The 14,659-nt window shown below is 43.0% G+C and carries 12 protein-coding genes and 1 pseudogene; 9 read left to right on the forward strand and 4 right to left on the reverse strand.

Features of this window, described 5'->3' with window-relative positions:
* A pseudogene (locus tag AC13CK_RS15710) lies at positions 1–228 on the reverse strand (alkyl hydroperoxide reductase subunit F); the annotation flags it as partial.
* Positions 229–461: 233 nt separating this feature from the next.
* Here AC13CK_RS15710 and AC13CK_RS15715 point away from each other — a divergent pair.
* Together AC13CK_RS15715 and AC13CK_RS15720 are read left to right on the forward strand one after the other, a co-directional pair.
* A complete protein-coding gene (locus AC13CK_RS15715; protein ID WP_004278919.1) occupies positions 462–680 on the forward strand; it encodes a DUF1653 domain-containing protein in 219 nt (72 codons plus the stop codon).
* Positions 681–704: 24 nt separating this feature from the next.
* On the forward strand, positions 705–1,295 hold the full coding sequence (locus AC13CK_RS15720) for an O-methyltransferase (protein ID WP_425879865.1): 591 nt from the start codon (positions 705–707) through the stop codon (positions 1,293–1,295).
* An 11-nt stretch (positions 1,296–1,306) separates the two neighbouring features.
* Here AC13CK_RS15720 and AC13CK_RS15725 read toward each other — a convergent pair whose 3' ends face one another.
* A complete protein-coding gene (locus tag AC13CK_RS15725) occupies positions 1,307–1,513 on the reverse strand; it encodes a KTSC domain-containing protein (protein WP_004278917.1) in 207 nt (68 codons plus the stop codon).
* A 291-nt stretch (positions 1,514–1,804) separates the two neighbouring features.
* A complete protein-coding gene (gene ahpC / locus AC13CK_RS15730) occupies positions 1,805–2,368 on the reverse strand; it encodes an alkyl hydroperoxide reductase subunit C (RefSeq protein ID WP_004278916.1) in 564 nt (187 codons plus the stop codon).
* A gap of 489 nt (positions 2,369–2,857) precedes the next feature.
* Between ahpC and hrpA the strand changes: the two genes are divergently transcribed.
* The 6 genes from hrpA to AC13CK_RS15760 all read left to right on the forward strand — a co-directional run bounded on the left by hrpA (position 2,858) and on the right by AC13CK_RS15760 (position 13,082).
* Complete coding sequence (hrpA, locus tag AC13CK_RS15735; protein ID WP_425879864.1) at positions 2,858–6,796, forward strand: ATP-dependent RNA helicase HrpA; 3,939 nt, start codon at positions 2,858–2,860, stop codon at positions 6,794–6,796.
* 30 nt (positions 6,797–6,826) lie between these two features.
* The gene (locus AC13CK_RS15740) at positions 6,827–7,936 is read left to right on the forward strand and encodes a beta-ketoacyl-ACP synthase III (RefSeq protein WP_004278914.1); all 1,110 of its coding nucleotides are present in this window, start codon (positions 6,827–6,829) and stop codon (positions 7,934–7,936) included.
* A 26-nt stretch (positions 7,937–7,962) separates the two neighbouring features.
* Positions 7,963–8,715, forward strand: a complete 753-nt coding sequence (locus AC13CK_RS15745; protein ID WP_425879863.1) for a 1-acyl-sn-glycerol-3-phosphate acyltransferase — start codon at positions 7,963–7,965, stop codon at positions 8,713–8,715.
* 196 nt (positions 8,716–8,911) lie between these two features.
* A complete protein-coding gene (locus AC13CK_RS15750; RefSeq protein ID WP_482831303.1) occupies positions 8,912–10,918 on the forward strand; it encodes a hypothetical protein in 2,007 nt (668 codons plus the stop codon).
* Positions 10,919–11,008: 90 nt separating this feature from the next.
* Positions 11,009–12,724: an AAA family ATPase gene (locus AC13CK_RS15755; RefSeq protein WP_129716622.1), complete on the forward strand. Its 1,716-nt coding sequence runs from the start codon at positions 11,009–11,011 to the stop codon at positions 12,722–12,724.
* Positions 12,725–12,755: 31 nt separating this feature from the next.
* Positions 12,756–13,082: a gamma-glutamylcyclotransferase family protein gene (locus AC13CK_RS15760; RefSeq protein WP_085064566.1), complete on the forward strand. Its 327-nt coding sequence runs from the start codon at positions 12,756–12,758 to the stop codon at positions 13,080–13,082.
* Between the two features lie 259 nt (positions 13,083–13,341).
* Here the strand turns inward: AC13CK_RS15760 and AC13CK_RS15765 are convergent, their stop codons facing one another.
* On the reverse strand, positions 13,342–13,794 hold the full coding sequence (locus tag AC13CK_RS15765) for a DUF441 domain-containing protein (RefSeq protein ID WP_004645490.1): 453 nt from the start codon (positions 13,792–13,794) through the stop codon (positions 13,342–13,344).
* Positions 13,795–13,934: 140 nt separating this feature from the next.
* On the opposite strand from AC13CK_RS15765, the gene AC13CK_RS15770 reads away from it, so the two are divergent.
* Entirely contained in the window at positions 13,935–14,642 is a 708-nt protein-coding gene (locus tag AC13CK_RS15770; protein ID WP_425879861.1) for a pseudouridine synthase, read from the forward strand.
* Positions 14,643–14,659: the final 17 nt, after the last annotated feature.

Here is a 14,659-nt window from a genome sequence, read left to right on the forward strand (position 1 = left end):
GAATACGCGTGGCTCTTCACCAGCTTTTGCAATCCCGAAACTTGGCGCACGTTTATTGGTTCCGTCAAAGCGTGCAGTGACCAGATCAGACAGTGCAGCCACTTCGGACACCAGTTCCTGGATTTTGGCTGATTTGTCAGAACTATCCAGAGTGGCGACCAGTTCAATTGGGCCTTCCAGGCGTTCTAATAGGGTTTTAAGTTGAGCTGAAGTATTTCGGTCTAACATTGCTAACGTCTCCAAAGGAGTAAATGTTTATTTGATAACAGGATATTAAATGAATTGAATAAATAGTTAAAACAGTTTGTTTTTATTTTATTGATCGGATTTACAGATTTGTTGAAAAATTCATTATTAATTTCAAAGTTCTATATGGGGTCGAAAGATTAATCTTCAAGTAGTTTAGAGCAAGAATAAGGATTTTCAGCTAAGATTAAAACAAGATATTTGAGAATTGAATGATGGAATTACAACGCGGTATTTATCAACATTATAAGGGACAGCTTTATCAGGTGTTTCATGTCGCCACGCACAGTGAAACTGAAGAAAAGCTAGTGGTTTATCAATGTCTTTATGGGGATTATTCAATTTGGGTACGTCCTTTAACGATGTTCACTGAGACCATTACTACCCACGATGATCGTGAAGTAGAACGCTTTAAATTGATTCAGGCACTTTAAGCCAAACAGACTCAGGGAAGAGTGATGCAAAATTCAGATAAATTTGAAAGATTCATGCAAGAATTATATGAAAAATTTCATAGGCATGACCTTAAACAGGCAGATCGCCTGCACCGATATCGCAATATAGAGCCAGAATCAGGCCGATTTTTATCTATGCTGATTCGTGCGCAACAATCCAAAAATATTCTGGAAATTGGCACCTCTACCGGTTATTCCACTTTATGGCTGGCAGAAGCGGCTCGGCAGACTCAAGCCATGATTACAACTCTTGAAGTTGATGCAGAACGGGTTGCTCAGGCAAAGCAATATGCGACAGAAATAGATCTTGCAGATTTAATCAATTTTAAAGTAATTGATGCTCAGGTTTATCTGGAGGCAGAAAAGGAAATATTTGATTTTATCCTGTTAGATGCTGAACGAGATGCTTATGTCAGTTACTGGCCACATTTGAGTCGATTACTTAAAGCAAAGGGCGGGTTACTAGTAGTTGATAATGTCATTTCACATGCAGCAGAAGTCGAAGAGTTTATTGCCTTAATTCAGCAAGACCCACGTTTTATCATGAGTATTGTACCCATAGGCGCAGGTTTGCTGATGGTGGGATTGCGTTAATTTGATTGGCTCTAATCCATGCAAATTTTATTAAAATGTAAATTATATTCGAGATACTTTTCCACGAATGCGGCTTTGTCTTGGCGTCTTAGTAAGTTGTCATAAATAAATTCAGGTACGGGATGATACAGCTCGGTATGACCATTACTGTATACAATTTTCAGGTGGCGGCTTGAGGGATTGTATTTCCAAGAAATCACGGTAAGCAGTTTTTGCATATGCGTTCCTCCACTGAATATTTCTTATCTTATCATTTGAACTTATGCCATATGGCTCTGCAGATGTATAGCTCAATTGTAAGAATGGGTAAGGATTATGGGAAAGTGAAGCAAAAGATATGCCTGAATTTTTATATGATGGATCAAGAAAAAAATAGGACTATAATATTTTAAGTTCTAATAAAATAATTTTAAAAAATAAAATCCAGTATTGTGCTGACATAAAAGTTCAAACTATAAAAAACCACGCTAAAAAGCGTGGTTTTTTGAATCAGTTCAATCTAATTAAAATTAGATTTTACCAACTAAGTCGATAGAAGGAGCAAGAGTTGCATCGCCTTCTTTCCATTTAGCTGGGCAAACTTCGCCTGGGTGAGCATGTACATACTGAGCTGCTTTAACTTTACGAAGAAGTTCTTGAGCATCACGGCCGATACCACCAGCGTTGATTTCAACGATTTGGATTTTACCTTCTGGATCGATCACGAAAGTACCACGATCAGCAAGGCCGTCAGCTTCGATTAATACGTCAAAGTTTTTAGCAAGAGTCCAGTTTGCATCGCCAACCATTACATACTGGATTTTTTTGATTTCTTCTGAAGAATCGTGCCAAGCTTTATGAGTGAAATGCGTGTCAGTAGAAACTGAGTAGATTTCAACGCCTAGTTTTTGGAATTCAGCGTAGTTGTCAGCAAGGTCACCAAGTTCAGTCGGGCAAACGAAAGTGAAGTCAGCTGGGTAGAAGAATACAACAGACCATTTGCCTTTCAGGTCAGCTTCAGTAACTTCAATGAATTTGCCGTTTTGGAATGCAGTTGCTTTAAATGGTTTAACTTCAGTATTAATTAAGCTCATCATTGTCTCCATGATTGAGGTAGTCTTTGATTTTGAATAAGAGTATCGAAATTTTGGTTGATGCTAAAATGGTATTTTTACATTACAAACATCGGAAAAACCGAATTAAGTAAAAACGCGCCACTTCGGCAAAATCGCTTTGTTCATTGAGCAGCATCAAGATGATGGCCTGATGACAAAATTATCTCTTTTTCCTCGTGCTAGCAAACATGATGTTGAAACCAAAAAATTCAAGGGTGAATCAGGAAAAAAGCATGTTTTCCGCAAAATAATTTAAATATCAATTTCAAAATTAAACTGATGATTAAATCTACTCAGGAAAATTCAAGCGTGTCATATAGATATTTTGATAGGTTTATGGCGCTGAATTGAGGGAAATCAGGCAGCCAAAGCCAATTTGTCCGGCACTTAACAGAACTACGACTATCTGAAATCTAATGAACCAAGTAAAATAAACCTTTCCTGTTTTTTGATGTGGGTGTTTTCTCTGTGCAGAGTCATTTAAATGTAGATCAATGGATAATGGCGCGTGACCGTCACCGTTTAAATCGACTGAAAAAGGGGAAAGACGCAGATGCCAAGCAGTATCAGGAATTATTTGAAAAATCCAATCTGAAAGTACGGCAACGGCTTGAACGTCTTCCGAACATCAAGCTGAATCAGGATCTACCGGTTACTCAGTACACTGATAAGCTGATTGCCGCGATTCAAAAGCATCAGGTGATTATTGTGGCTGGCGAAACCGGTTCTGGTAAAACCACCCAGTTACCGCAAATTGCTATGCTGGCTGGATGTGGCCTGACCGGAATGATCGGACATACCCAGCCGCGTCGACTGGCAGCCCGCAGCGTATCACAGCGTATTGCCGAAGAAGTTGGCGAAAAACTCGGTGAATCAATTTCCTTTAAAGTACGTTTTACGGAACAGGGTTCACAAGACTCAATTGTGCGTTTGATGACAGACGGTATTTTACTGGCCGAACTGACGCATGACCGATACCTGACCAAATATGACACGATTATTATTGATGAAGCGCATGAACGTTCGCTGAATATCGACTTCATTATGGGTTATCTGAAGCAGCTATTGCCACGTCGTCCCGATCTGAAAGTCATCATTACTTCAGCAACCCTGGATGTAAACCGTTTTAGCAGTTACTTTAATGGTGCACCAATTTTTGAAGTGGAAGGCCGCAGCTTCCCGGTAGAGCTGCGTTATCGCCCGATCTCGGAAATGAGCATTGGCGGTAGTGATGATGATGAGTTTGATGATTTTGAAGAAAACCTGCCTCGCGCTGTGGTCAAAGCAGTCGAAGAATGCTTTCAGGATGCACAGGAAAAAGGTCATCCCGAACATGCCGATATCCTGATTTTTGCCAGTACCGAGCAGGAAATTCGCGAGTTACAGGAAACCCTGATCAAACATGGGCCACGCCATACGGAAGTATTAACTTTATATGCGCGTCTGGCGCTGGCCGAACAGCAGAAAATCTTTAATCCTTCTGGTGGCGGGCGACGCATTATTATTGCCACCAACGTAGCAGAAACAGCTTTAACCGTTCCGAATATCCGGTATGTGATTGATAGCGGTTTTGCCCGTATTTCGCGTTATAACTATCGTTCACGGGTGCAACGTCTACCAATTGAAGCCGTTTCTCAGGCAGCCGCGAACCAGCGTAAAGGTCGTTGTGGTCGTATTGCGCCGGGTGTCTGTATACGTCTGTATTCTGAGGAAGACTTCCTGAGCCGTCCTGAGTTTACCGAACCAGAAATAAAGCGAACCAACCTGGCATCTGTAATTTTGCAGATGCAAAGTCTGAGCTTGGGTTCACTCGAAGATTTTGATTTCATCGAACCACCAGATCATCGTTTGGTCAATGATGGCCGCAAGCTCCTCATTGAACTGGGGGCAATGGCTGAGAAAAATTCTCCTAAAACTGAAGATGATCAAGCAAATCCCTCTCTTGCGTCGCATAACGCCTCACCCTTTGAGAAAGGGAGACTTCAAAGCAGTGGCTTAACCAAGATCGGTCAGCAAATGGCGAAAATGCCGATCGATCCACGTCTGGCCCGCATGATTCTTGGTGGTGCACATTTTGGCGTGCTGAATGAAGTGCTGGTGATTGTGGCCGCACTTGCAGTTCAGGACCCGCGTGAACGCCCTGCGGACAAGCAGATGCAGGCGGATCAGAAACATGCACTATTCCGTGAAGCCGATTCTGATTTCCTGTTCTATATCAAGCTTTGGGAAACGCTACACAATAATCGCGAAAGCATGAGTGAAAATAAGCGCCGTACTTTTGCGCGTAATCACTTCCTGAGCTGGCTGCGTTTACGTGAATGGAAGAAAACTCATGAGCAGCTGGTGGATTTGGCTAAGGGTTTAAAACTGTCATTTAATGAAAATAAAGCCAGTTATGAGAATCTGCACCGTGCCTTGTTGACCGGTCTCTTATCATTTATCGCCAACAAGACCGATGAGCGTAATGTTTTTATGGCGGTGCGTCAGCAAAAAGCACGGATTTTCCCAGCTTCTACCTTGCACAAGACCAATACGCCGTGGGTGATGGCCTTTGAAATGGTCGAGACTTCCCAGGTGTATTTGCGTACCCTAGCCAAGATTGAGCCGGAATGGATTCTGCTGGCCGCGCGTGACTTGCTCAAGCATCATTATTTTGAACCGCACTGGTCGAAAAAAGCCGGTGTGGTGAATGCCTATGATCAGATTTCATTATTTGGTCTGATTATTGAGCCGAAACGCCCAATCAATTATGAAAAAGTAGATCAGGCGGCCGCACATGAAATTTTCTTGCGGGATGCTTTAACCACTGGGCATTTAGGCATTACTCCACCATTTTTAAAGCATAACTTGCTTAAACTGGAAGAAGTCGAGCGAGTAGAAGACAAATTACGCCGTCGTGATCTGGTGGTTGATGAAGAAACCATTTACCAGTTCTATGCCTCGAAAGTGCCGCCTGAAGTGGCCAGCCGTCGTACTTTTGAAGACTGGCGTGCCACGGTTGAGCCTCAGAATCCGCGTTATTTATTTGTCGATGATGATGCGCTATGGCTGAATGACCGGCCGACGACACAACAATTTCCGGACTATTTGCACAATGGTAGCCTGCGTCTGGCTGCAACCTATCGTTTTGACCCGAGTCATGATGAAGATGGCGCGACAGTTAAAATTCCCCTGCAAGCCTTGGCCCAGGTCGATGAAGGTATCTGGTCATGGGGGATTCCGGGTTGGCGTCTGGATCTGATTGAAGCATTGCTAAAAGCTTTGCCGAAGGATAAGCGCCGTAATCTGGTGCCGATTCCGGATACTGCACAAAAACTCATGGCAAAAGTAGATGCGCAGGATTTACAGAAACATATTTTTAGTTTCTTGGCATTCCAGCTGCGAGGCGAACAAATCACGGAGAAAGATTTCAGCTTTGACCGGGTAGACCAATATCTGTTGCCTTTTATTAAAGTGACTGATGAAAAAGGTCGTGTCATTGAGCAGGGGCGTGATCTTGCCGAGCTGAAAGCGCGCTGTCGGACTGAAACGCATAGTCCGGTCAAACAGCTTAAAGGTGAATTTAAAACCTTCCCGGAAAGCTTTGTATTTGAAGCCTCACAAAAAGTCACCGGTGTCGTGGTCAAGCAGTACCAGGCGCTGGTTCCGACTAAAGCTTTTTCTGCCCTGGAGCAGAAAGATGAATCGGGTGTGGTGATTCAGACTTTTAATGATCAGGCTGAAGCGATCAAAAAACATCGTGAAGGAGTGATCCGACTGGTGCATATGCAACTCGGAGACTTGACCCGCCAGTTGAAAAAACAGATTTCCAAACCTCTGGCGCTGGCTTATTCACCACTCGGTGATAAGGCACAACTGGAACAAATGTTAGTTTATGCCACACTGCACATGTCTATTAATGAATTACCTGTCAATGCGCAAGAGTTCCAAAAACTGGTTGAAGATGTAAAAAAATCTTTCTTGACTTATGGCCAAGTTGCCCTGAAAGAGATCACGGATATTTATATCCAGTGGCAGGAAATCCGCCGGAAATTATTGGTTTTAGATCATTCTGTGTTTGAAAAAAATATCAATGATATTGAAGATCAACTTGATTTAATGAGCCTTTCTGACTTTGTGTATCGTAAACCTTCCGATGTATGGATCGAATTTCCACGTTATTTGAAAGCCTTGATCTTGCGTTTGGAGCGCTTGCCCAATAATCTACAAAGGGACAATTCCGCCATTGACCAAATTGATCAATGGATGGAAAAATTATTCAAGTTTAAAGATGACCCTCGCCTGAAAGAATTGTATTTCATGGTCGAGGAGTTAAGAATCTCATTGTTTTCACAACCGATGAAAACAAAAGCACCTGTGTCTCCAACTCGCTTGCAAAAAGTATGGGATCGTCTTGGAATCAGTTAAGATATAGGTAATTCAGATAAGGAATTTTACATGGGCATCCGCATTACGGGTACTGGCTTATTCCATCCGGAACATGTCATCACCAATGAAGAATTAGTTGAAAGTTTAAATGCTTATGTGGAACTGTTTAATCACGAAAATGCTGACAAAATCGCTGCAGGCGAAGTTGAAGCGCGTCGTGGTTCTAGCGCAGACTTTATTGAAAAAGCATCTGGCGTACAACGCCGCTATGTCGTAGAAAAATCAGGTATTCTTGATCCAAAACGCTTACGTCCTAATTTACGTGAACGTGCAGATGATGAAATTTCACTGCAAGCAGAATGGGGCGTAATCGCAGCCAAACAGGCGATGGAAAATGCCGGTGTGACTGCCGAAGACATTGATATCGTGATCTTGTCATGCTCGAATTTGCAACGTGCTTATCCTGCCGTAGCGATCGAGATTCAAACCGCTCTAGGTATCAAAGGCTATGCCTATGACATGAACGTGGCGTGTTCTGCAGCAACATTTGGTCTGAAACAGGCTTATGATGCGATCAAAGCAGGCGCGCGCCGTGTGTTATTGGTGAATGTGGAAATTACCTCTGCACATACCGATTTCCGTTCACGTGACTGTCACTTTATTTTTGGTGATGTGGCAACCGCTTCAATTATTGAAAATACCGACAGCAAAACCGGTTTTGAAATTCTGGATTCTGAGTTGTTTACCCAGTTCTCGAATAACATCCGCAATAACTTTGGTTTCTTGAATACTTCTGAAAATGCTGACATTGACGACAAACGTTTCCGTCAGGATGGTCGTAAGGTATTTAAAGAAGTCTGTCCACTGGTTGCGAAAATGATTACTGCGCAACTGGAAAAGAATCAGATTGAGCCGACAGGTGTTAAACGCTTCTGGTTACACCAGGCCAATGCCAGCATGAATGAACTGATCCTGAAACTGGTGGTTGGTAAAGAAAATGCCAAACCTGGTCTGGTACCGATCATTCTGAACGAGTTTGCCAACACGTCTTCTGCCGGGGTGATCATTGCCTTGCATCGTACTGCACATGAAGTTGAAGATGGTGAATATGGCGTGTTGTGTTCATTTGGTGCGGGTTATTCAGTAGGTTCGATTCTGGTCCAAAAACGCGTGGCATAATCCGGAGTAGATAGGGAGCAGACAGCTTGCAGGTCAAACATGATGGGCAATGGATTAGACGCTTAAGTGCCTTATCCAAATTATATTTTACCCCTACCTTTTTAGGGGCTGAATATATTGATGCCAGTCGGCCTGCAATGTATGTCGGTAATCATTCCATGTACGGCATCTTTGATTCGCCGATGCTGATTGATTACCTCTATAACGAACATAAGGTGGCTGTGGTCAGCATTGCGGATCATAGCCATTTTTATGTGCCCTTATGGCGTGAAGCCGTGAAGAAGTTTGGGGCAGTCGATGGTATCCAGCATTATGTACGTGCTGTGATGCAGCAGGGTTATTCTATTCTGGTCTTTCCGGGAGGTGGACGCGAAGTACTTAAACGTCAGGGTGAACAGTATCAACTGATCTGGAAACAACGCTACGGGTTTTTAAAGCTGGCTCAGGAATTTAACTATGATATTGTCCCTTTTGCCGCGCTCGGTGGGGATGAAGTCTACGAGATTGGCTTTGATGCCAATAAGATCATCCAGCATAAATGTTTTCAAAAACTCCTCAAAGTACCGCAACTCAATAAATTATTACGTCAGGGCGATGTGATTCCATCTTTGCCTAAACGATTATTCCCAAAACGCCTGCCATTTTATTTTCAGTTTATGCCGCGACAATCGATTGCTCAGGTTCAGACTCAGGAAGAGCTGATTGCATTTCGACACAGCTTGCAGCAACATATTTATACCGGCTTGGCCGAGCTTAAGGCGCTACGTCAGCAAGACTAAAAAAGAAAAATTCTTCCTGTAAAATCTAGGCTATGATCTATTGAAATGTTCTATTTTTAGCAATGAGGATGCATGGACGGTTTTATAGTGCAAGTGATGCCATAATGTATTTTTAAGTGTTCACTGATTGGCGATCAAGGACTCAGCATGATCCAATATAAAAATAAGATGATTCTAAGATGACCGAGGTGTACGTATGGAACAGGAAAGCTTGGTAGCATCTTTAAGGTTATTGGCACAACAATGTTTACGGATTTCTCCAGAGCTGAACCAGCTTTATCTTGATCAGATGGCAATAATTGGTCATCTGAATGCACAAAATTTAATAAAAATTCAGCAGGATCAGTGCCGGATTGAATTGCTGGATGGTCTGTTTTATATCCAGTTTCATACTCCCTATGCACTAGACTCTGGAGCTGCACCTGCTTTGGTTGACAGTCATTTTTATTTTCAGCAATGTAAGGCAGAAGCCCTGGAGGAATTCTTTTTACAGGATATCTATTTCCTGACTGGCGATTTAAAACCACAGCATTCGCTGTATTTACGCGACAAAGCCAAACAGTTACGTCAGCTTATCCTGGCCCAGGTTTATGCGTGGGTTAATGGCCTGGAACGGGTGTCCGAATTTTTGCAGCAAATGTCGATTGTTCAAGCTGAGATTATCGACCAGCAGCTGATCAAGGCCGGGTTGTATACAGCACCTGTCATGCAAAACTTTATTCAGGATGAACAAGAGATTCCACAGCAGATTCTTGAAAGCTTGCAACAGGCTTTTTCTTTGGAGTGTCTACAGCAGGATGAATTCCTGTCGATCCAGTCATTGATAGACAGTCTGGATGAGTTCTGTTTTAGCGCCGCACAGTTTTTGCCTCCGGCACTGTTCCGGATTATGTCGCTGTCTTTTGAAGAGCGCTTTAATCTGCATGAATTGAATGATCATACTGATGATATCTGTTTGCTATATCGGCATGCTGAGGAGCAAAGTAATTTGCTCGGTTTTGTCCGATTGATGAACCGGGACGTGTGGCATCGGGATGATTTATTATCCAAACGGAATTTCCTGGAAAATCATCCGTATTTATGGCAGAAAAAAGTAGCCCGATTGCCACTATTTGATTGTCATCGTGCCGTGAACTGGATCTTTAAGCAACCGGCCGAGGTACTGGACTGGATTAGTAATAATATCCAGCATAGCAGTGTGCGGGTCGCAGTAACGGCCTTAAGTTTTATAGACAGCCATCATATACATCCACAGATTATTCTGGCGACTTTACAATATTTTCAATATGTCTCGGCGCGATTGTTTATTCATAGCATGCATGAATATGCCATCCAGCATGACTGGTTTCAGCATCAGTATAATCAGGCGGTGGTATTAAAAGGCACACGCCAATCGATTGAGGATCAGCGGATTGCGATTAGCCCTTCAATCCTGTATCTGGACGAATGGATGGAGCTGCTGCGCAATGTGGTTAAAATGGATGATCAGCTGACTAAAAAGGTTTATCTGAACTTGAGCCGGGTGATGCAGGCGTATATGCAGCATTTATATAAAATTACGGCGCATTTACCCGATGAGGTTCTGGTGTATATTCAGCCTCAAAGCCAGCAGAATCGTGATTTCTATAATGTTCTGCACCGCTATCGCATTCCTTTTACTGAGTTCAGGCAGCTGTTTTATTTGCAAAGCGGGCATGTACGTGAGTCGCTATTTGACAGTTATGTGCGTGACTATCTGGTAGAGTATTTTTCCAGCCATACAGAAATACCGAAAAATCTGAGCTGGACCAGTTTGTTTAATCAGGCGGTCGTCTGGCATGATCAGGTTCAAAAGCAGGAAATGATCGCCAAGCTGAAAAAACAGTTCGAACTGGTGAACTGGACACCAATCACTCAGGTTTCATTTTTACTGTATTTTAACTGGCGTTTTGAAGAGCTTAAAACTTTGGATCGGATTTTAGAGGAATCTAAAATTTTCAGGAACTGTCTGGCGGCAAGCTATGCTCAGCAAATTGTGGAAGGGCAGTATGTGGCCTTTCGTATGTCTCATCCTGCCGTACGTTTACCTTTGATCTTGGGATGTCAATTGGTGAATGGACAGGTGATTTTTGATCAGCTGGAATATCCGAATAACCAGAAAGCAGAAGCTGAATACAGTAATATCGCCATGCATTTTATTAACTGGCTCAACTTGCAGGCCTGACAGTTCAATACAGCTTGTTTTCCTCCATGACGCTTAACTTTTCCGCTAAAAATCGTTAGGCTATAGCCGTTCTTTTACGGTATTGCTCTTATGAAACAGGAAACTGCCCTTAAGTTACTCAAAGCAGGAGAAAATGTCTTTTTAACCGGTTCTGCCGGTGCAGGAAAAACCTATACGCTGAATCAATATATTAATTATTTAAAGGCACGTAAGGTCGCCGTCGCGATTACCGCATCGACCGGTATTGCAGCCACACACATGAATGGTATGACTATTCATACCTGGGCAGGCATTGGCATTAAAGACTTTTTGTCTGAAGAAGACTTAAAGCGGATGAAAGAGCGCAAATACTTAAAAGAACATCTGGAAAATGCGCAAGTCCTGATTATTGACGAAATTTCAATGCTGCATGCCAAGCAGCTGAATCTGGTCAATCAGGTATTGAAATATTTCAAGGAAAGTGATGAAGCTTTCGGTGGTATTCAGGTGATTGTAGCAGGGGACTTTTTCCAGTTACCGCCAGTCGGTAAAAATGATGAGCGCAACCGCGACAAATTCTGCTTTATGTCGGATGCCTGGGTCGAAGCCAAGTTTCGCGTTTGCTACCTAACTGAGCAGCATCGTCAGGGCAATGATTATTTGAATGACATTCTGAATGCGATCCGTGCGCAGGCGATTAGCCATGAACACCGCACTGCTTTACAGGCCACGCGACATCAAGAAATCGGCGATACCTATACGCGCCTGTATACGCATAATATGGATGTGGACAGTATTAACTTTAAACATCTGAATGAAATTGACAATGATCCACGCCAGTTTGATGCGCAGTGCGATGGCAATGAAAAGCTGATCGAGACTTTAAAATCGTCAGTGCGAGCGCCTGAAGCCTTAACCCTGAAAAAACATGCCAAAGTCATGTTTGTGAAAAACAACTTTGATATGGGTTATATCAACGGCAGTTTGGGCGAAGTGATCAGTTTTGAAGAAGATGATGAATATGGTGTGCTGCCTAAAGTCAAACTGACCGATGGCACTACATTGGTGGTTGAGCCTGAAACCTGGTCGGTAGACAATGAGGCCGGTAAAACCATTGCCAGTTTCCAGCAGATTCCATTGCGTCTGGCCTGGGCGATTACCATTCATAAATCACAAGGCATGACCCTGGAAGCTGCCGAGATTGACCTGAGCCATACTTTTGAAAAAGGACAGGGCTATGTCGCGTTGTCCCGTTTGAAAAGCTTAAATGGCCTACGATTAAAAGGTTTTAATGAGCAGGCTTTGGAACTCGATAGTCTGGCAATTAAAGCCGATCGCCGTTTTCAAGAACTTTCTGATGAAGCCGAAGCGAATTTTGAAAATGTCGATTTGACGGCACAGCATAAGGCCTTTATCCGACATTGTGGCGGGACTTTGAATGAAGTTGAAATCCAGCGCAATGAGAAGAAAATTTCCAAGAATGGGGGTAAGCAAAGCTATGCCGCTGCAACGCTAGACGAAACGCGTGAACTGTTTGAAGAAGGTTATGAAATTGCCGATATCGCGACTGAACGTGGTTTGACCCCGGCAACCATCATCAATCATTTGGGGCGTTTGCATAAAGAGCAGGGGCTGGATATCTCGCTGGCACATCCGGGTGAGGAAGTGGTGGAGCAGGTTCGCAAGATTTATAAACGCCTGACCAAGCGTCAAAATTCGGAGCATTTTAATGATGACGGTTCTATTAAGTTGCGTCCGATTGTGGAATTGACCACGCCTAAAATGGCTTATGACCAAGTGCGTCTGGCACTACTATTTGTAGAATAATCATTAAAAGTGATGTTTAAGAGTTCTTAAGATGCACAGTTTATTCGTATACGGCACGCTTCGTCCGCAGCAACCCAATGCTCCTGTCATGGAGCGGATTGGGGGGAGCTGGAAAGCCGGTTATATTCGTGGGTATTTGCAGCAGCGTGGTTGGGGTGCTGAGCTGGGTAGCCCGGGTATTCAGCTCAGTGATTCGGGAGAGATTGTTCCGGGTTATGTATTCATATCCGAGAATCTTCCCCAATATTGGGATGAGCTGGATGCATTTGAAGGCGATGAATATCAACGTATCCCGGTTAAAGTATATTTGGAAAATGGTCAGACGATAGAAAGTTTGGTCTATGCTTTGAAAGATTAGACTGGGGTGTGTCATTTATTGAATTTCAAATTTTTATCAGGTCAGAGCTTCAAAGATCATAACTTTCCTTTGACTTGGTTTCAAAAGATTGAATTAATAAAGTATTCCGTTGATCTGATAGTATCTTCTGAGCAAGCCTGAAGCATTGCTTTAGAGCTTAGCGCAAGATAATCAACGGGTGGTCTGCATATTTCCGGTCATGTGATGTATTTTTGAGAAATTATTGCATACTGGGAATACGCGCTGATGATTTGTACATTTATTGTGTACTAATCAATAACGATAAAATCCCAGCCGCAATTAAAGGACCGACTGGAACACCGCGTAATACTGCTACACCAGCCACTGTGCCTAATAACAGTCCGGCTACCACATCTGGCTGATTCGACATCAGCTTCACTCCACGTCCTCCCAGCCACGCAACAAAGACCCCAATGGCGATTGCCAGTAAAGACTTCCAGCTCAGGAAAGATTTGAGAATACTTTCTCCTGAAATTTTGCCACTGGCAATCGGTGTCAGAACACCAATGGTCAGAATAATAATGCCGATATTTAAACCGTGCGCCTGCACATAAGGCAATAAACTGCTGAGAGGCGTGATTTTTAAAACAATTAACACCGCTGCAGCAATGGTGACGGCACTATTGTGACTGAAAATACCGCAAGCCAGTAAAACCAAAAGAACAATCAGATTCAAATCAAGTTGCGACATAAGGGGGAGAGATAGAGTGAAAAATAAAGCTATTGTAGAGCTTTTCAACGCATGATACCTAGAAAACAGCGGAAGAAACCAAATTCATGACTGTTTCAGGATAGAATGCACAGGTCTTCACTCGATACAGGTATAAACAGATGCTATTGGAAAAAATGTTGCAGTCACAAGGTTTCGGCTCCCGCAAGCATTGTCAGCAACTGATTAAAAATGGTGCTGTTTCAATTCAAGATGAAGTGATTGATAATCCCAAACATAAACTGGATTTAAATAACTTAAATTTCGAAGTATATGGGAAAAGTCATACCTATCGGGAAAAAGTCTATATCGCATTAAATAAGCCACAAGGCTACGAGTGTTCGCATCAGGCGACGCATCATTTTAGTGTGTTTGACCTGTTTGATGACATTCTGCTAAATCGGGGGATTCAGTGTGTAGGCCGTCTGGATCAAGATACCACTGGACTGTTATTGCTGACCGATGATGGACAGTTTCTGCAAGCGCTCACACATCCGAAAAAGCATGTCGCTAAAGTTTATCAGATGCAAACTGCGGATCTAGTCACGGATGAACAGATTCAGCAATTAAAACAGGGTGTTGAATTAAGAAATGAAAAAGGTATTTTTGCAGCTACTGAAGTGACTCGATTGGCTGAGAACCGTCTGCAAATGACCATTCATCAAGGTGTTTATCATCAGGTGAAGCGCATGCTGGCTGCCGTAGGCAATAAAGTTGAACAATTGCACCGTGCACAGATTGGTGCTTTGGCCTTGCCTGAAATGGCTGAAGGAGAATGGCTGTATTTAAATGCTGAACAGGTGGCGCAGGCCAAATTCCGCTCGGAATAATAAATTTTTTATTCGCT

The organism is Acinetobacter sp. L-24 (assembly GCF_056857555.1).

What these genes read in the sequence shown, in the direction of transcription:
- AC13CK_RS15720 (WP_425879865.1), top strand. Translation starts at nt 705, where the DNA reads ATGCAAAATTCAGATAAATTTGAAAGATTCATGCAAGAATTATATGAA.
- AC13CK_RS15765 (WP_004645490.1), bottom strand. Translation starts at nt 13,794, where the DNA reads ATGTCGCAACTTGATTTGAATCTGATTGTTCTTTTGGTTTTACTGGCT.
- AC13CK_RS15770 (WP_425879861.1), top strand. Translation starts at nt 13,935, where the DNA reads ATGCTATTGGAAAAAATGTTGCAGTCACAAGGTTTCGGCTCCCGCAAG.
- AC13CK_RS15750 (WP_482831303.1), top strand. Translation starts at nt 8,912, where the DNA reads ATGGAACAGGAAAGCTTGGTAGCATCTTTAAGGTTATTGGCACAACAA.
- AC13CK_RS15740 (WP_004278914.1), top strand. Translation starts at nt 6,827, where the DNA reads ATGGGCATCCGCATTACGGGTACTGGCTTATTCCATCCGGAACATGTC.
- AC13CK_RS15725 (WP_004278917.1), bottom strand. Translation starts at nt 1,513, where the DNA reads ATGCAAAAACTGCTTACCGTGATTTCTTGGAAATACAATCCCTCAAGC.
- AC13CK_RS15715 (WP_004278919.1), top strand. Translation starts at nt 462, where the DNA reads ATGGAATTACAACGCGGTATTTATCAACATTATAAGGGACAGCTTTAT.
- AC13CK_RS15755 (WP_129716622.1), top strand. Translation starts at nt 11,009, where the DNA reads ATGAAACAGGAAACTGCCCTTAAGTTACTCAAAGCAGGAGAAAATGTC.
- ahpC (WP_004278916.1), bottom strand. Translation starts at nt 2,368, where the DNA reads ATGAGCTTAATTAATACTGAAGTTAAACCATTTAAAGCAACTGCATTC.
- AC13CK_RS15760 (WP_085064566.1), top strand. Translation starts at nt 12,756, where the DNA reads ATGCACAGTTTATTCGTATACGGCACGCTTCGTCCGCAGCAACCCAAT.